This is a genomic window from Bacteroides sp. RTP21281st1_H5_RTP21281_210402 (genome assembly GCF_040918965.1).
Classification (GTDB): domain Bacteria; phylum Bacteroidota; class Bacteroidia; order Bacteroidales; family Bacteroidaceae; genus Bacteroides; species Bacteroides congonensis.
Genome location: NZ_JBCOWR010000001.1, coordinates 346762 through 365213 on the forward strand (window position 1 = coordinate 346762; position 18452 = coordinate 365213).

Annotated in this window: 12 protein-coding genes and 1 pseudogene; 8 read left to right on the top strand and 5 right to left on the bottom strand. The window is 40.5% G+C overall.

All coding sequences use genetic code 11. The annotated features are described in order from the left end of the window. Positions 1–136: 136 nt before the first annotated feature. Positions 137–1693 (bottom strand): ATP-binding protein, encoded by a 1557-nt coding sequence (locus AB5443_RS01485; protein WP_277130788.1) that lies wholly within the window; start codon positions 1691–1693, stop codon positions 137–139. 376 nt (positions 1694–2069) lie between these two features. Continuing rightward, a complete protein-coding gene (locus AB5443_RS01490; RefSeq protein ID WP_277130790.1) occupies positions 2070–2543 on the bottom strand; it encodes an HU family DNA-binding protein in 474 nt (157 codons plus the stop codon). 402 nt (positions 2544–2945) lie between these two features. Between AB5443_RS01490 and AB5443_RS01495 the strand changes: the two genes are divergently transcribed. The 3 genes from AB5443_RS01495 (at position 2946) to AB5443_RS01505 (ending at position 6461) form a co-directional block, all read left to right on the top strand. Beyond that, positions 2946–4460, top strand: coding sequence for a hypothetical protein (locus AB5443_RS01495; protein ID WP_277130792.1), 1515 nt, complete (start codon positions 2946–2948; stop codon positions 4458–4460). A gap of 31 nt (positions 4461–4491) precedes the next feature. Continuing rightward, positions 4492–5595: a leucine-rich repeat domain-containing protein gene (locus AB5443_RS01500; protein WP_285948824.1), complete on the top strand. Its 1104-nt coding sequence runs from the start codon at positions 4492–4494 to the stop codon at positions 5593–5595. Positions 5596–5660: 65 nt separating this feature from the next. After that, positions 5661–6461, top strand: coding sequence for a DUF4595 domain-containing protein (locus AB5443_RS01505; protein WP_283139943.1), 801 nt, complete (start codon positions 5661–5663; stop codon positions 6459–6461). Positions 6462–6542: 81 nt separating this feature from the next. Here AB5443_RS01505 and AB5443_RS01510 read toward each other — a convergent pair whose 3' ends face one another. The 3 genes from AB5443_RS01510 to AB5443_RS01520 are packed head-to-tail and all read right to left on the bottom strand — an operon-like array spanning position 6543 to position 12217. Continuing rightward, on the bottom strand, positions 6543–7916 hold the full coding sequence (locus AB5443_RS01510; RefSeq protein WP_277130798.1) for an efflux transporter outer membrane subunit: 1374 nt from the start codon (positions 7914–7916) through the stop codon (positions 6543–6545). Continuing rightward, the gene (locus tag AB5443_RS01515; protein WP_044653822.1) at positions 7913–11020 is read right to left on the bottom strand and encodes an efflux RND transporter permease subunit; all 3108 of its coding nucleotides are present in this window, start codon (positions 11018–11020) and stop codon (positions 7913–7915) included. The genes AB5443_RS01510 and AB5443_RS01515 overlap by 4 nt, the downstream gene beginning before the upstream one ends. A gap of 3 nt (positions 11021–11023) precedes the next feature. After that, positions 11024–12217, bottom strand: a complete 1194-nt coding sequence (locus tag AB5443_RS01520) for an efflux RND transporter periplasmic adaptor subunit (RefSeq protein WP_044653821.1) — start codon at positions 12215–12217, stop codon at positions 11024–11026. A 276-nt stretch (positions 12218–12493) separates the two neighbouring features. Here AB5443_RS01520 and AB5443_RS01525 point away from each other — a divergent pair, with 276 nt between their 5' ends. The 5 genes and pseudogenes from AB5443_RS01525 to AB5443_RS01545 all read left to right on the top strand — a co-directional run bounded on the left by AB5443_RS01525 (position 12494) and on the right by AB5443_RS01545 (position 18420). Next, positions 12494–14710: a patatin-like phospholipase family protein gene (locus AB5443_RS01525; protein ID WP_277130801.1), complete on the top strand. Its 2217-nt coding sequence runs from the start codon at positions 12494–12496 to the stop codon at positions 14708–14710. A 737-nt stretch (positions 14711–15447) separates the two neighbouring features. Beyond that, positions 15448–16635: pseudogene (locus tag AB5443_RS01530) on the top strand (ATP-binding protein). Between the two features lie 126 nt (positions 16636–16761). Beyond that, a complete protein-coding gene (locus AB5443_RS01535; protein ID WP_022139503.1) occupies positions 16762–17031 on the top strand; it encodes a hypothetical protein in 270 nt (89 codons plus the stop codon). Between the two features lie 8 nt (positions 17032–17039). Next, positions 17040–17594, top strand: a complete 555-nt coding sequence (locus AB5443_RS01540) for a 1-acyl-sn-glycerol-3-phosphate acyltransferase (RefSeq protein ID WP_277130803.1) — start codon at positions 17040–17042, stop codon at positions 17592–17594. A 25-nt stretch (positions 17595–17619) separates the two neighbouring features. Further along, positions 17620–18420 (top strand): amidohydrolase, encoded by an 801-nt coding sequence (locus tag AB5443_RS01545; protein ID WP_073348314.1) that lies wholly within the window; start codon positions 17620–17622, stop codon positions 18418–18420. Positions 18421–18452: the final 32 nt, after the last annotated feature.

Sequence of the window (18452 nt, forward strand, 5' to 3'; positions counted from 1 at the left end):
CGTTGCAAATTTCGCACTTTTTTCCGAATTATGAAAGAAGGCAGTGAACTTTTATTTCCGACACAAGAAATACAAAGCAGTTAATATTCCGCACATGTCATTAAATGCTAACAAAAGATATGGTACTTTATACTATCTATTTTTCTTCCACTATCCATTTCTCGATATTACGGGTTTCCGCACTGAAGTTTATGCCGATTTTAAAGACCTTTCGTCCGTCCATTTCGAAAGGAAGGTCGTAATGCTTGTCATTAATCTGCTGCAAAGCATCTTCCGCCGTGCCGTTCAGTTTAAATTCCATTATATAGATGAACTTATCAGTCTGTAAGACAAGGTCGATGCGGCCGTCGTTCGTGTTATATTCCACATTAACATAGAAACCAACCAGTTTGAAAACGATGAAAAGCACGTTTTCGTAATGCAATTCCTGGTCGCGGATCACTTCGTAAGTAGTATCCGCAAAGAAACTCTGTAAGCGATGGAAGAAAGAATTATAATCTCCCGATTCCACTTCACGGACAAACTTCTGAATCTCAAACGGGGACTCCACCTTATTTACATTCGCATAAAAAGGAAGTAAAAAACGAATAAAACCCTCTTCCACTTCACGGTTGGGAAAACCTAAACGATACATGCCAAAACGTTCATCATATCCCTCAATAGTGAGGTATCCACTTTGATAAATCACCGGAATGGGATTAGTGGATTCAGAGTCTATACTGTTCAAGACCTGGGCGTCGGTTTCTTCATGTGTCATCCGTTCCAGGTCATAATGATGTTTTTTCAGTAATTTCACCAAATAAGTAGGTGTACCCGTTTCAAACCAATAACTACCGAACTCTTTGCGTTTGAAAGCGTTAAGCAGACTGAACGGATTGTACATGCCGATTGAATTGTGCGTAAAGTGATAGCCGTCATAGCACTCCCTCAGTTCTTCACAAAGTTTGTCATACGTTATTCCTCGCGCTGCGGCAAATTCATGAAGTTCCGTTTCCAGATTTTCGTGGATTTCACGCTCGCTGACACCACATATTTCGATGTACTCATTCCACATTGAAATATCATCCAGATTATTCAAATCACTGAATACACTGACTTTGCCAAACTTCGTCACACCAGTGAGAAGGGCAAACTTGATGCAACCGTCCATTGTTTTGAGCGCTCCATAGAACGGTTTCAAGGTATTTCGAAATTGTTTTTGAAGTTCCTCATTACCAATGGCTTGCAACATAGGTTTATCATATTCGTCGACCAAAATGACCACACGTTGCCCTGCCAATTTACAGGCACGCTCTATGATACCGGCGAAACGCAAGGAAAACGAACGTTCGGACGGCTCAGCACCGTAAAGTTTCTCCCACGCTGTCAGCGATTTATCAAGTATATTATCCAGACTTTCCGGTGTGTCATACTTTTCGATATTAAGGTCGAGATGCAATATAGGATATTTAATCCAATCTTTTTCCAACTTTTCTACTGCCAGTCCTTCAAACAGATCCTTCTTTCCATGAAAGTAGGCTTCTAAGGTAGAGATGAGCAAACTCTTTCCGAAACGGCGCGGACGACTCAAGAAATAATAACTTCCCGTCTTGACCATTTGGTATATCAAGGCTGTTTTATCAATATAGAAATAACCGTCATTACGAATTTTCTCAAAATTCTGAATACCGATAGGATATATTTTATTGCTCATATTCGCTTCCTTTATAAATCAACATCTGTCTCGCAAAGATATATATTTTTAATAGAACTCTTTATCATGGCAAGTTAAAAGATTATTCTCCGCAATTTATATCCTACAATTCTCTCATAGAAACCTCACTGATAAATCGGTTAATATTCTACACACATCATTAAAAGCCAATAAGATATATTATGTCATCAATTTTGATAATAAATAGCCATTATCCATAAAATCACGGTTGGGCAACGGCAAATTTACCGTTGGGCAACCGTGATTTCACCATTGCCCAACAGCGTTTTGGAAGGTTTCAGACGAATATGACAAAAAAAATGAGGGAATCTTTTCAGTTTCCCTCATCCGTTTAGCTTAAAATAAATAAAAAAGATCAAACAGAAGGATCCGGTGTTTCATCTTCGGAACCACCACCCGGATTATCGGGTTTCCCTTTGTCTTCCTCTCCATCTTTCGACGTACTAAAGAAAGATTCTTTACTCACTCCACCCAGCATCTGCTGAAATTTGTTTCCCGGAGTAAAAACAATCTTTACTCTAGATATTGTGTCCGAGTCTACATCTTCTTCTTTATCCTGGCTTTTGGCTTGAATGGACGGACGGAATGACCCGAACTCTCCCAACTTTACCGAAAAGCCTTCTTCTAAAAAAGAAATCATAGTGTCTTGGACACCCTTTAATACAACATCTACTATGCCCCGATGCATCCCAGTACGCTGGTTTACTTCATCACAGAGTTTGTTGTAACCGATACTACCAATAACTACATTAGTAGCAACGTACTTTGACAACGGATTCTCCTTGTCGAATTGAAGTACGATTTTTCTTTTTCTATACTTAACGCTCATAGCGCATAATATATTAAATGAAATTGCTCACTTGCAACTCCGATGACAAAGATACGATAATATTTTGAGTCTCCAATAAAGACCTTACATTTTATTTGCTTCTTAGAAAAAATATGGCTATTTTTGCGAAATGAAAGTATGTATAGCGATACATTTGTTTTTTTAGAAAAGTTATTGTAAGAAGCGTTGTGCTTCATTCTTGTTTTTGAAAACCTGAGAAATTTTCGCGACACACAAGAATGACATATGCGGTTCTCGCGCTAAACAGCGCGGGTCTGCTGTCTATTCATAAGTGTGTCGGGTTTTCTCAGGACCTTCAAAAACAATGAATAGCACGCAGTTCCGCGTTTTCTTTTTTATTATAATGTCCTTATAGGAACTAGAGGATGAAAATTCAAAATTATGAGAACTATTATTACGACTATTTTATTGATTTTCACGGTTTTTGTAATGGCACAGAAGACTGACCTACAAAAAGAAAGAATAAAAGGGCATGTTATATCCATGACAGAAACATACTACAATTTCGCGTTTAAATTCGGAGAGTATATTAAGCAAGATACGAGCAAATATAGTCGAACATTTTACGATGAAAATGGTAATATCTATAGAAAAACAGCAAATAAAATAGAAAAAAGAACTTTCTACGACAAAACAACCAATAAAGAGGATATTATACATTATATCTATGACAAAAGTCTTAAACTCAATACTATTATTATCCTAAGAGACAAAACTATCTTGGATAAAGAAACCCATATAGAAGAAATAGTAAAAGACACCCTACAACAAACAGAATATATTTATGGTGCAAATGGAAAACTTATTGAGACAAACACCTATGATTATGACTTTAAGGATTCAAGCAAAAAAACATTATCTCAGAAAGTGAAATACTCTTACTCATCTGCTGAAAACACTATTGAAACTTATAACGGGAATGGTGAATTGTCCGCAAAAAAAATAATTACTCAAAATGGTAAGAAACATACTGAAAATACAGGTGGAATACTCGTTGCAACAGAATACAATTCAATAGACCAACCTCTAAAATCAATATTATACTTAGGAGCAAGCAATGGTTCTGCTGCTTCACAAACGACCTATCAATATAATAAATATGGTGACATACTACAAAAGAATAGCGAAATTGGACTAACAATCAACTATAAGGATGAACACCATATCACCACTAAAACATACAAATATATATACGATTCGCATCAAAATTGGATTTGCCGGAAGACATACAATAAAAATGAAATGACAGAATGGGTAGAACGAACATATACATATGCGAATACATCTGACGAACTAATAGAAGCACGGTTACTAAATATAAAACAAGAACAAATGGAAGCACAACAAAAGCATAATGACTATCATAAAAAAATTGAGCATGCAAAGCAGATACAGAAAGAAAAAGATATCGCGCAACACTTGCAAGACTCCATCCGTCATGAAAAAGAAAAATTCTACGAACTAATAAAAACTGTACTTAACAAGAACATTATGAGAATTTCAGCAGGAGGAGGATACAGACGCTATAAGACTTCAAACTGTATTCAAACTATTAAAAAAGTATTTGTAGAACAGCAAACCGTTACTTTCACATTAAAAGATAATACAGAATTGCCTCCCATCAAATTAGTTTCAAAAGAAGAAGTATCTACAGGTGGATTTATGGAACACTGTATTATTTCTTATTCTGCAGACAAAAACTTTATTTTATTACTTATAAACGGCAATGATTATCTGAATGAAGCCGGAGTTTTAATCCATCGCCTTCCCCACGATATGCATCAAGTATACAACATAAGCGATAAAGCAATATCCAGTTTGAAAAAAGAAAAGAATATAGATAAAATAAACAGAACAGCAACCAATGCGCTGAGGTTTATCAATAAATTGAGATAAAACTTAAACCATGATAAATAAATTATGTAACATGAAACACCTATCTTTATTAAAAAAAATATTTTTTACTGCTATTACTTGTATAAACATAATAGCATGCAGCAGCGATGATCATGAAATTGAGTCTGATATATTCGTTGAAACAAATGTGGAACGAATCCACGTGACACAAGCCGGAACTTTATCTAAGCTAATGAATGATTGTGAAAAAAACAAGATAGAAAACTTAACATTATCCGGCTATTTGAACGGGAGTGACATCTTGTATTTGAAAGAGGAATTAAGCAAAACATTGTTTAAATTAAATTTATCAGATGCGAAAATTGTAGAAGGTGGTGAACCGTATGCAATAGTAACAAAAAAATATTATACAGAAAACAATGAAGTTTCCGATTATTTTTTTTCTACTTATTCATACCCTAAATTACAAACCATCCATCTTCCTAAAGACTGCACACGTATAGGAAAGTATTCATTAGCTAGTCTTACTAATCTTTCTTTTGTAGAGCTACCTAATGCATTAGAAGAAATAGATAATGTAGCATTATATAACTGTTTAAGTCTGAAATCTGTAATTTTTCCTAGTTCTTTACTAAGTATTGGAGACTATTGTTTTCAAAATTGCCAAGAACTTGCCTCCATTCATTTCAATAATTCCTTGCAAAAAATAGGTATTCTTGCATTCCAAAATTGCAAATCACTTACAAATATAAACCTTCCCAACTCATTAAATTCAATAGGTCAGTTTGCTTTTGACGGATGCTCTAACTTATCAACAATAACAATATCTGAAGGTATCACCGAAATACAATATGGAACTTTTAGAAATTGTATCAATCTTTCATCAGTCAACTTACCCACCTCACTTAATGTGATATCTGTCTCAGCCCTTGAAGGATGCCTCAGTCTAGAAACTATAACTATTCCTCAAAATGTAAATAAAATAGAATCTAATATATTTAAAGATTGTAATAAGCTACAGGAAATTCACCTAAAAGGAACAACTCCTCCTGATATTTCATATTGGTCAAATGACTATATGAGTCATTGTACGCTATTTATACCAAAAGGTTCACTAGCTACCTATAAAAAGACAAACTATTGGTCATTGTTTCGTGACATCATTGAAGAATAAGAGTTGTTATTTTCTCAATCAATATAAACAAAGAACTATTTATTAACTATAAAACCATTAAAAGTATGAAATCAATGAAGAATTTATTTGTAATTGGATTAACCCTCGTAATTTGTGCCGGATTTACGGCTTGTGGTAATGATGATGATAAGCAAGAAGTAACATTGCCAACAATATTCGAAGGCAAAAGAATCACTCAATGCGAATCGACAACCAACGGTTATACAGAAAAAGATGTGTATAGCTACAATAGCGGAAAGCTTATCTCTTATAGTGAGTATGAGATTAGTAATAAAGAAACTTTTGAAGATAAATATACCATTGAATATGGTAATCAAGTAAGGATATCATGGCAAGACGGTAATGACAGTGAAGTATGTACATATTCTTTAAACGAAAACGGTTTTGCAACATCTGCAATATTAGTCACTAAAGAAGATGAAGATGTATGGAATACGCATTATACTTTCGAGTATGACACAAACGGTTATCTAATCAAAATCACAGAAAAAAGTGACGGAGAAGATGCGAAAATAATAGAAATAGAGCGAAATGACGGTGACGTACTATCATTCAGTTACGATGACAGTCAATATACATATACCTATACTTCAAATATAAACAAAGGCGGAATCCTCCCGATTGATAACGGCTGGCTTGATGTGGAAGCAGAACTTCACATTGCATATTACGCAGGAATCTTAGGAAAACCCACAAAACATCTGATTGCATCACAAAAAGAAAAATTCGGTTACAATAGCTATGAAGAAACCTATGAATATGTGTTAGATGCTGATGAGTATGTGAAAACCTGTACAATAAACAGCAAAGGTTATGTTTCTTCTTATAATTATATTTTTAAATAAGTATTCCCTTTTCTAAATATATAATGCAGTGATAGCTAAAAAGCACATCACTGCATTATTCCCTCAAAAACAAGTTAAAAGCTATTGTTTCCAACCACCGCCTAAAGCCTTATAAAGTTGCACAACAGTAATCAGCTCGTCACGAATCGCATTGCTCAAACCTATCTGTGCGTCGAAGTATCCACGCTGGGCATCCAGTACATCCAGATAATTGATGACACCGTTGATGTATTGAAGCTGCGCAAGATCCATATAGCTCTTCGCCGAACGTTCCAGATTGGCACGAAGCTCATACACTTCCTTTATCTTGTTGAAATTTACAATAGCATTACGTGCCTCCTTGAATGCTTGCAGTACAGACTTCTCATAATTGTGTACTTCGGCTTCATAAGCCGCTTTCTTCGCTTTCAGTGCCGCACGATTCTTCCCCCAACCAAAGATAGGAGTCAACAGAGCTCCTTCCATAACGGCATAGGGAGATTTCAAAAGGCTGGACAGAGAAGTGCTCTCCGTACCGAAACCACCGGTCAGTGCCAAACGTGGGAACATATTCGTATAAGCCACTCCTACTTTCGCATTGGCGGCAATCAATTTCTGTTCCGCCTGACGGATATCGGGACGACGTTCCAGCAAAGTGGACGGTAGTCCTACCGGTAGCGTTTGGGGAGAATTAAACTCCTGAAGCAAACGGGAACGGGCTATCTTGTTAGGATACTCCCCTGCAAGAAAAGCAATATCGTTTTCTTTCAAAGAGATTTTACGTTCCAAGTCCGGCACCAATGTTGCCGTACGCGCCAATTCCACTTGTGACTGACGGTAAGAAGTCTCCGAAGTCAATCCCCCTTCAAAACGGATGCGTGCCAGGCGGACTCCTTCTTCACGGGCTTTTAATGTTTGCTTTACAATGTCCAGTTCCGTATCCAAAGCTACCAGTTCATAATAAGCCTGCGCCACTTCGGCTACAATGGTCATACGGAGTGCCCGTTGCGCTTCTATGGATTGCAGATATTCAGCAATACTGGCGGAACGCGCCCAACGCAGATTTCCCCAAAGGTCGAGTTCCCACGAAACTAAAAACTGAGCTTCAAAGGTTTCCGACTTTTTAAACGCATCTCCCCCATGATTCTCCAATTCACGTTCTGCAGTCACTTTCCCTTTAATATCCGGTAGCAGTGCCGCAGTAGAGATTCGTTTCTGCGCAGCCATTTCCTGTACACGGGCAGCGGCAATCAGCATATCTTTATTATGATCCAGTGCACGTTCTATCAAGTTCTGCAAGGTTGCATCTGTGTATATGTCTTTCCAATCCTGGTCGCCGAAGCTGACTGAATCCTGATGTTGCGCCAAGCTATCGGGCAGATGAAGATCGGGACGGACATAGCTTTTTCCTACCTTGCAAGAAGTCAAGACTCCTGCAAGTAATAAGACGGCAATATATAGTTTCTTTCGTTTCATGATTTCTTATGTTTTAAGATTTTCGACTTTGTTTTATATACCATCACAAAGAAGAACGGCACGAGAATGATACCAAATACAATGGCGAATATCATTCCGAAGAATACCCCCGTACCAATCGCCTGCCGGCTTGCCGAACCGGGACCACTTGCCAATACCATCGGAAGCATGCCGAGAACGAATGCCAATGAGGTCATCAGAATCGGCCGGAAACGCAGTTTAGCTGCATAAATAGCCGACTGTATCAGATCTTCTCCTTTATCTACCTGGACTTTTGCGAATTCCACTATCAAGATGGCATTCTTGGCGGCAAGTCCCACCAACATGACCAGACCAATCTGGAAATATACATCATTCTCCAATCCGCAAATCCATACTCCCAGGTAAGCTCCCAAAGCAGCAACAGGCAAAGAAAGTAATACTGCAATAGGCACCGTCCAACTCTCATACTGAGCAGCAAGGAAGAGGAATACAAACAAAAACACCAATGCCATCACCATACCGGTCTGACCGCCCGCCTGTTTCTCCTGATAAGAGAGTCCGCTCCATTCCAAACCGATATTATCGGGAAGATGGTCACGGGCAATCTGCTCCATGATCTCCATCGCCTGCCCGGAACTGTATCCTTGCGCGGCGGCTCCACGGATAACAGCTGTAGTAAACATATTAAAACGTTTGATACTGCCCGGTCCTGTTGTATAGGATGCATTTCCTAAAGAAGTCAGCGGCACCATCGCTCCGTTGGACGCTTTCACAAAGAACAAGTTGATATTATCCTTATGCTCACGGTAAGGAGCCTCCGCCTGGATATATACCTTATAAATACGGTTGAACATATTAAAGTCGTTCACATACACCGAACCAGTATAGGCTTTCATGGTAGAAAACACGTCCGCCAAAGGTACACCCAGCATCTTCACTTTATCACGGTCTACATCAAAGTAGAGTTGCGGTATCTCCGATTGCAACGAAGAAGACAAACCGGTCAGTTCTTTGTGCTTGGAAGCATAATACATCAATGTGTCCGCCGCCTCTACCAGATTATCAAAAGTAGCCTCTCCACGGGCTTCCAATTGCATTTCAAAACCGCCCGAAGTACCCAATCCCGGTATCACCGGCGGAGTGGAGAGATAAACTTTACATTCCGGATATTCCTTGAGATGTTTTTCCACTGTATCCATTATCTTTTCGATGCTGGTGTTCTTGCGTTCTTCCCAGGGTTTCAGGATAACTGTCAGTTCCGAACGCCCCTGACTGCTTCCCACACGCGGACTGCTTCCTGTCACATTCTGTATATATTCGATATACGGATTCTTCTCCAAGTAAGCAATGGCACGGTCGGTCACGGCACGCGTACGTTCCAACGTAGCCCCCTCCGGCAATTCAAGTTCTACCTTAAAATATCCCTGGTCTTCTATAGGCAAGAAACTTGTAGGGATAATACGATGAATCAACAAGATAGCAATCAATACCATTCCGAAAGCACTCAATACCCGACGGGGATGCTTGATAGTACGGGTTACAGCAGCTACATACTTATTACTGCCAATACCCAGCCATTCATTGATTTTCCTGAAAACAATGTTTTTCTTCTTCCCGCTATCCGGCTTTAGAATCAGAGAGCACATGACAGGACTTAATGTTAAAGCTACCACCGTAGAGATAAGTACGGACACTACAATCGTCACCGTAAACTGACGGTATAACTGTCCCGTTATCCCACTCAAAAAACTGACAGGTACAAAAACCGCCGCTAATACCAAAGAAGTGGCAATTAATGCACTGGCGAGTCCGTTCATCGCTTTCTTTGTCGCTTCATAAGGACTCAGCTTTTCCGTTTCCATGATATGCTCCACGCCTTCCACTACCACAATCGCGTCATCCACAACGATACCGATAGCTAGAATCAATCCGAGCAATGTCAATATATTGAGTGAGAAACCAAAAATCAACATGAATCCGAACGTACCAATCAGCGAAATAGGTACTGCCACTATGGGGATTAACGTGGCACGCCAACTCTGCAAGGATAGATAGACCACAAGCACCACCAGTACCAATGCCTCAAACAATGTTTTATATACTTCGTGAATGGATTCGGAAATATAAGTCGTCATATCGAACGGTATCTCATAACTCAACCCTTCGGGAAAGTTCTTGCTGATTTCATTCATCGCATCTTTCACCCTGCCGGCAACTTCCATTGCATTGGCACCCGGCAACATATAAATACCGAGCACAGCAGCATTTTCGCCATTTATACCACTTTCCGTAGTATATGAAGAAGCTTCCAGTGATACACGCGCCACATCTTTCAACCGGATGATGGAACCGTTCGCATTGGCACGCACCACAATATCTTCAAACTGTCCGACTGTGGAAAGACGTCCCTGTGTCGTAATAGGAATCGTAATATCCAATCCCTGCACCGGTTGTTGGCCGAGCACACCTGCCGCCGATTCACGGTTCTGGTCTTTCAATGCATTCTGCAAATCCTGTACGGTCAGTCCGAAATTTGCCAACTTATCAGGTTGTGCCCATATCTGCATCGCATAGTAGCGGCTACCGATATTCGAGACACGCCCTACTCCCGGAATACGGCGAATCACATCGAGCACATTGATTGTAGCAAAGTTACTCAAATAAATTTCGTCAAACTTCGGGTCGGTAGACGTCAGACAGAGAGTCATCAACTGACTGGGAGCCTGCTTTTCTACTGAAATACCATTCTGAATGACTTCCGCCGGTAAACGGGATTCCGCCAGCTTCACACGGTTCTGAATCTCAACAGCCGCCAAATCCGGGTCGGCGGAAACATCGAACGTAACCGTTGCCGAAAAACCTCCGGAATTAGAACTGTTGGATTCCATATAAAGCATCCCCGGCGTACCGTTAATTTCCTGCTCAATCGGAGTGGCTACCGCTTGCGACACGGTAAGCGCACTCGCACCGGGGTAAGATGCGCTGATCTTCACCACCGGGGGCGTGATCTGCGGATATTGATCCACCGGAAGCATTGTCAGACCGATAATGCCGACAATTACAATCACGATGGAGATTACAGCCGAAAAGACCGGCCTGTCTATAAAAAAAGTAACTTTCATCGTTTATTCTCCTTTCGCGTTATCCTTCGTTTCTGTGTCCGGCTGACTTACCCGCACCTTCATTCCCGGGGTTAGCTTATGGAAGCCTTCTATTATAACCATCTCTCCTTCAGCCACTCCTCGTTCCACTACGACATTGTTTCCTACTTCAGGCCCCAATTCGATAAAACGTTTTTCTGCCGTATTATCCTTACGCATCGTGTAAATATAAGCTCCACCCTTTTCGATGGTAACCGCCTTCATAGGGACGACGAGAGCACCTTCGCGAACATCCAGCAACAGTTTCACTTTTGTAAACTGTCCCGGCAATAAAACTTGTTTCGGATTAGGCATTTCTGCACGAACAGAAAAAGTACCTGTTTGAGGATCGACCTGCGGTTCGGCAAAGTCGACATACCCTTTATACGGATAAACAGTATTATCCGCCAATGTGATGGTAATATTCGGCTGCCAGGAACGGGTGGAATCTTGTTGTCCCAAGTTAATGTTTCTTTCCTTACTCTTCAGGTAATCAAGTGCTGTCATACTGAAGTCTACCAATACAGTATCACTTTTCACAATCGTAGCAAGCAACGACTTCCCACCGGGACCGACCAATGTACCCAAATCCACATTCCTCTCACTGATATGTCCGGACAAAGGTGAACGGACAATAGTATAGCCCAATTCAAGTTCCGCCTGTGCCAAGTCTGCTTCACTCATCGCTACGGTTGCTTCGGCACTCTCATAAGCTGCTTCCGCATTATCCAAGTCCAACTGGCTCGCAGCGTTCTGCTCAAACAGCGGACGGATACGTTTCAAGTCACGATCCGCCTTCAAAGCCTGCGCCTCGTCTTTCTTCAACTGAGCCCTTGCCTTATCCGCTTTGGCACGATACTGGTCCTGGTTAATCACAAACAAAACCTGGTTCTTATTTACATACGTACCTTCGGCAAAAAGCATATTCTCCAAATAGCCTTCCACACGGGCACGTACTTCGACGAACTGTTGGGCACGGATACGTCCCACATATTCCCCATATATTTCTACATCGTCTTTCACCACCGGTTCAACAATAACTGTCGGTATTTCCGGTGCAGCCTTCTGAGGTCGGGTCAGTATCCAGTACACGCCCAACACAACTACCGCACAGATAATAGCAGCAATGGTTCTCTTTCTCCTCAGTTTCAACTCATGTTTCGAAAAGAATAATCTCATATCGAATCTTATTATTAAATTTAACTTATGTTTGTTCTCTACTCCTTGTTTATGCAATTTGCATGCCAAAATTCCTTACACCTACTATTTACTGGCATTCAGCCTGTTATATTCTGCCATATCAGATGTGAAAATGTGGAATTTGCCGGATAAAGTGTAGAAATAATCCACATTTCCGACTTTTGGAACATTTTTTTTAATTCCCATTTCAACAACTAAACAAATTATGCCCTACATTTGTATTATATTAAAACAACAACACTAGACCGTGTCCTAATGAAAAAACAAATCTTTTCAACATTGGTTTTGTCAATCTGCATCTTATTTCCTTTTTCTTTGCATTCTCAGGAGCAACGAAAAAAGGTAGGAGTCGTTTTGAGCGGGGGTGGCGCCAAAGGAATGGCGCACATCAAAGCATTGAAAGTGATTGAAGAAGCCGGTATTCCTATTGACTACATAGCCGGAACCAGTATGGGGGCTATTGTGGGTGGTCTTTATGCCATCGGCTACACGCCGGAACAACTGGACAGTATGGTACGGAAACAGAACTGGACATTCCTGCTCAGTGACCGTGTCAAACGAAGTGCCATGTCACTGACTGATCGTGAACGCTCTGAAAAGTTCGTCATCTCCATACCTTTCACCAAAACTCCTAAGGATGCAGCTTCGGGGGGAATCATGAAAGGCCAGAATCTTGCGAATCTATTCTCGGACTTAACGATGGGATATCATGACTCTATCGACTTCAATAAACTTCCCATTCCCTTTGCTTGCGTAGCGGCTGATATCGTAAACGGAAATCAGATCGTATTCCGTGACGGAATACTTTCTACTGCCATGCGTGCCAGTATGGCTATCCCTGGTGCATTCACCCCGGTACGGCAAGACAGCATGGTATTGGTAGACGGCGGCATCGTCAACAACTACCCGGCAGATGTGGTAAAAGCAATGGGCGCTGATATTATTATCGGAGTGGATGTACAAAACGCCTTGAAAACAGCGGATAAGCTGAATAGTGTTCCCGATATTTTAGGACAGATTGTAGATATTACCTGCCAGTCGAATCATGAAAAGAATGTAGACCTCACAGATACCTATATTCGTGTAAACGTGGATGGTTATTCATCCGCCAGTTTCACACCTGCCGCCATCGACACGTTGATGAGAAGAGGTGAAGAAGCGGCAAGGGCACAATGGGGCTCTCTGCTCGCATTGAGAAAGAAGATAGGAATAGCGGATGATTATATGCCCAAGCAACACGGGCCTTATTCCTCTCTATCCAATGTACGTACCATCTACGTGACAGACATCTCATTTTCCGGCGTAGAAGTGTACGACAAGAAATGGTTGATGAAGAAATGTAACCTGAAAGAGAACAGCAATATCTCAACCCAACAGATAGAACAAGCTTTGTACCAACTACGTGGCAGCCAATCCTATTCCGGTGCCAGTTATACATTGACAGAGACGCCTGAAGGATACCGGCTCAACTTCCTGTTGCAAGAAAAATATGAAAGAAGAATCAATCTCGGTATCCGTTTTGATTCGGAAGAAATCGCGTCCCTGCTGCTCAACGCAACAGCAGACCTCAAAACCCGTATCCCGTCCCGCCTGTCCCTTACCGGACGATTGGGAAAACGGTATGCCGCCCGTGTAGACTATACGCTCGAACCGATGCAACAACGCAACTTCAACTTCTCATATATGTTCCAATACAATGATATCAACATCTATGAAGAGGGTGACCGTGCCTACAATACAACCTACAAATACCACTTGGCAGAATTTGGTTTCTCCGACGTGTGGTACAAGAACTTCCGTTTCGGGCTCGGACTCCGTTTCGAATATTATAAATACAAAGATTTCCTGTTCAAGAAACCGGAACTTACGAACCTGCAAGTAGAATCGGAGCATTTTCTAAGTTATTTTGCGCAGGTACAATATAATACATACGACAAAGGACATTTCCCTGCCAAAGGAAGTGATTTCAAAGCCGCTTATTCACTCTATACGGATAATATGGCGCAATACAATGAACACGCTCCGTTTTCCGCTTTGAGTGCATCATGGGCAAGTGTCATTCCCGTTACCCGCCGCTTTTCCGTCATCCCTTCCATTTATGGACGTATCCTGATTGGAAAAGGATTCCCATATCCTTTGCAAAACGCAATTGGTGGCGAAGTCCCCGGTTTCTATATTCCACAGCAATTGCCATTTGCGGGAGTCAATAATCTGGAGTTGATGGACAACACTCTCATGATTGCGTCCGTAAAGTTCAGACAGCGTATGGGTTCTATTCATTACCTCACTCTGACAGGAAACTATGGACTAACGGAAAGTAATTTCTTTGAGATTTTGAAGGGTAAACAGCTATTCGGCATCAGCGCAGGCTATGGAATGGACAGCATCTTCGGGCCACTGGAAATTTCATTGGGATACTCCAATCAGACGGATAAGGGAAGTTGTTTTGTGAATTTAGGGTATTATTTCTAATCGTTCATACGATTATCAGCCAACTTAAATACTACATAATGAAAAAAAATATCTATCATACTATCATTCATTTTTATATTATGCTAATTGTCTGGATGATAAGTATGATAGATAACTTTCCAAACAGGTATCTATCATACTTTTGCCGTAAAAAACGGGTATCTATCATATCCATACTGCATCCGCTTTAGTGTAGTATCAGGGGAAAACACCCATATGAAGCCACAAGAATATCCATTTTATAGGATGATAACCTGTATTTGGCAGCTTAATAATCCATTGGAAACGGTTATCTTTTTATAGCCCGCGTATGCAGGCTGTACAGCCCGCAGCTGTAAACCGTACAGCCCACATATGCAGGCTGTTCGTCACACAGATGTGGGCTATAAACTTATCGCCGTTAAAGTGGAGTTATTGAGCCATTCAGGTCGGATTTATATGGATTCATTGCAACAAAAACAAGCCATCTTGAGCCTATCCGACCTTTATTCGGCTATTTTATTGATGAGAGATACCCTGTTTTTGGTGGTATAAACATGATAGATGTAAGTTTACATTCAAATCCGTACGGAAACGAACTTTTCGGGTATAGCCTGCCAAGAGTAATAAAAGATAAAGAATTGCAGATTTAAGATGGTACAAAGCAACTATTTGTGTATATTTGTATTATCCATTGAGTAAAATAAATCAATGTATTGAGTAAAAGTACTCATTGCATTGAGTAAATAATAGAAATCATGTATAAAAGAGCTCAATATCAAACTATTACAGAAAGGCTAAAAGAACCTCGACATTTTCTGCAAGTTGTATTAGGACCTCGTCAGGTTGGAAAGACTACAGTCATCAAACAAGTTGTCAAGGATCTGAATCTACCGTATCAAATCTATTCGGCAGATAACATTCCCGCCACACAGACATCTTGGATTTCAGATTGTTGGAATACAGCAAGAGTACAGATGCGGGTAGAAGATTCACCTGAATTTATTCTAATAATCGATGAAATCCAAAAAATAAAAAACTGGAGCGAAGTAGTTAAAAAAGAATGGGATGCGGATACATTCAATGATGTCAATATGAAAGTGGTTCTCCTTGGCTCTTCACGTGTGTTGTTGGAAAAAGGATTATCAGACTCAATGATGGGACGCTTTGAAGAGATAAGGATGACACACTGGTCGTATCCGGAAATGCGGGATGCATTTGACATGAGTTTGGAACAATACCTCTATTTTGGCGGATACCCGGGAGCTGCTTTTTTAATAAAAGACGAAGAACGCTGGGGACAATATATCAATGGAGCAATCATAGATGCCACTATCAATAAAGATATTTTATACGACTCTCCTATTAGCAAACCGGTGTTATTACGGCAAACGTTCGAATTAGGAACTTCTTATTCCGGTGAAATCGTATCCTTGACCAAAATGGTAGGCTCATTACAAGATGCCGGAAATACAACAACACTGGCAGGGTATTTAAACTTGCTTGGAGATAGCGGCTTACTGACCGGCTTACAATAGTTTGCAATAGACAAATCACGTCAAAGAGCAAGCGCTCCAAAATTTCAGGTATTCAACAATGCCTTAAAAGCCGTATACAATGATTTGACTTTTAAAGAGGCTATTCTTAACAGAAAAGAATGGGGACGTATTTTTGAATCTGCGATTGGCGCACATATTGTTTCTAATGCATTTACCGGCAATTATGAAGTATTTTACTGGAGAGAAAAAGATAAAGAAGTAGACTATATATTGAAAAAGAAAAATCGAATTGTAGCTATAGAAGTAAAAAGCAATAGTGAAAAATATAATGCAGGACTGGAAGAAGTACGCAAAATGTATCACCCGTATGCTACTTTCGTAGTCGGAGAAGGGGGAATGAAAACCGAACAATTCTTAAGTATCAATCCGGTGAGGTTATTTGAGTGAATTAGTGATACAGTAAGAAGATGCAGGCTTGAATCATGTTTTTTTGGTCATTTATTCGTCTGAATCAAAGAAAGTGCCTATCTTTACCGCAAGTATTTTTATTATTCACCATTAAATGTAGAAATTATGGCAAGCAGAAGAGAACTCAAAAAGAACGTAAACTATATCGCAGGAGAATTATTCACCGAGTGTTTAATCAACAGTATGTTTATCCCCGGAACTGACAAAGCTAAAGCTGATGAGCTAATGGCTGAAGTGCTGAAGATGCAGGATGAATTTGTAACCCGTATCAGCCATACCGAACCGGGTAATGTGAAAGGTTTCTATAAGAAATTCCGCGCAGACTTTAATGCAAAGGTTAACGAGATTATTGAAGCTATCGGAAAATTGAACTAAAGAGCAGAATGAAGAAAGCAATTTATAGCTTTATCTATTACCGTCTGTTAGGGTGGAAGACAAACGTTACGGTACCTAATTATGATAAATGCGTGGTATGTGCCGCTCCACACACAACGAACTTTGACTTATTTATTGGAAAACTATTTTATGGCGCTTTAGGCCGTAAGACAAGTTTCATGATGAAAAAAGAATGGTTTTTCTTTCCGTTGGGACTGTTTTTCAAAGCAGTGGGCGGAATTCCCGTAGATCGTAGCCGGAAGACTTCTCTAGTCGACCAGATGGTTCGCCATTTTGCCGAGTGCAAAAAGTTCCACCTGGCTATCACTCCCGAAGGAACCCGCAAAGCGAATCCAAATTGGAAGAAAGGTTTTTATTTTATCGCCCAGAAAGCTCAGGTGCCTATTGTCTTAATCGGGATTGATTATAGCAAGAAGACAATCTCAGCAACGAAAGCTATCATGCCATCGGGAGACATCAATAAGGACATGAGAGAAATCAAACTTTATTTCAAGGATTTTAAAGGAAAACATCCTGAAAATTTTGCTCTAGGCGAACTTTAAACATTAAGTATAGAGGTATTCAATTATGGAGCTTATCCGTATTTCCATAGTACAGACCGATATCGTTTGGGAAAATAAACAAGAAAATCTCCGTTTGCTCCACGAAAAGCTGCAAAGCCTTCGTGGAACAACGGAGATTGTTGTTTTACCGGAGATGTTTTCTACCGGATTCAGTATGCAGAGTAAAATACTGGCAGAATCGAACTCGGGTGAGACTATCACCCTTCTCAAACAATGGGCTTCGCAATTCCAACTGGCTATCTGCGGAAGTTATATAGCAACAGATAACGGGCAGTTTTATAACCGCGCCTTTTTCCTGACTCCTGAAGGAGAAGAGTTCTATTATGACAAACGGCATCTGTTCCGTATGGGACGGGAAGCCGAACACTTTTCAGCCGGTGACAAACGCCTCATCATCCCCTATCGCGGGTGGAATATTTGTCTGCTTGTCTGCTATGATCTTCGTTTCCCGGTATGGAGCCGGAATGTCAACAACGAATATGACCTATTAATATATGTAGCAAACTGGCCTGTTTCCCGCCGACTCGTGTGGGATACCCTGCTTCGTGCCCGTGCGCTCGAGAACCAATGCTATGTATGCGGTGTAAACAGGATAGGAACGGATGGATACCATTTGGAATATAACGGTGGAAGCAAAGTTTACCCGGCTTTTGGTGAAGAGGTTGCTTCCCTGCCCGACGGACAGGAAGGAATAGCTACGGCAGCACTCAATCTGACTTCTCTCAATCAATTCAGAGAAAAGTTTCCGGTATGGAAAGATGCCGACGAATTTCATCTGTCGGATACGCAACAAAACAAATGTTAAAAACAGATTAAAACGACAACAATACCTAGAAC

Bases quoted from the DNA above. Each gene is read 5' to 3' on its own strand.
- AB5443_RS01485 (WP_277130788.1), bottom strand. From the start codon at position 1,693: ATGAGCAATAAAATATATCCTATCGGTATTCAGAATTTTGAGAAAATT.
- AB5443_RS01490 (WP_277130790.1), bottom strand. From the start codon at position 2,543: ATGAGCGTTAAGTATAGAAAAAGAAAAATCGTACTTCAATTCGACAAG.
- AB5443_RS01495 (WP_277130792.1), top strand. From the start codon at position 2,946: ATGAGAACTATTATTACGACTATTTTATTGATTTTCACGGTTTTTGTA.
- AB5443_RS01500 (WP_285948824.1), top strand. From the start codon at position 4,492: ATGAAACACCTATCTTTATTAAAAAAAATATTTTTTACTGCTATTACT.
- AB5443_RS01505 (WP_283139943.1), top strand. From the start codon at position 5,661: ATGAAATCAATGAAGAATTTATTTGTAATTGGATTAACCCTCGTAATT.
- AB5443_RS01510 (WP_277130798.1), bottom strand. From the start codon at position 7,916: ATGAAACGAAAGAAACTATATATTGCCGTCTTATTACTTGCAGGAGTC.
- AB5443_RS01515 (WP_044653822.1), bottom strand. From the start codon at position 11,020: ATGAAAGTTACTTTTTTTATAGACAGGCCGGTCTTTTCGGCTGTAATC.
- AB5443_RS01520 (WP_044653821.1), bottom strand. From the start codon at position 12,217: ATGAGATTATTCTTTTCGAAACATGAGTTGAAACTGAGGAGAAAGAGA.
- AB5443_RS01525 (WP_277130801.1), top strand. From the start codon at position 12,494: ATGAAAAAACAAATCTTTTCAACATTGGTTTTGTCAATCTGCATCTTA.
- AB5443_RS01535 (WP_022139503.1), top strand. From the start codon at position 16,762: ATGGCAAGCAGAAGAGAACTCAAAAAGAACGTAAACTATATCGCAGGA.
- AB5443_RS01540 (WP_277130803.1), top strand. From the start codon at position 17,040: ATGAAGAAAGCAATTTATAGCTTTATCTATTACCGTCTGTTAGGGTGG.
- AB5443_RS01545 (WP_073348314.1), top strand. From the start codon at position 17,620: ATGGAGCTTATCCGTATTTCCATAGTACAGACCGATATCGTTTGGGAA.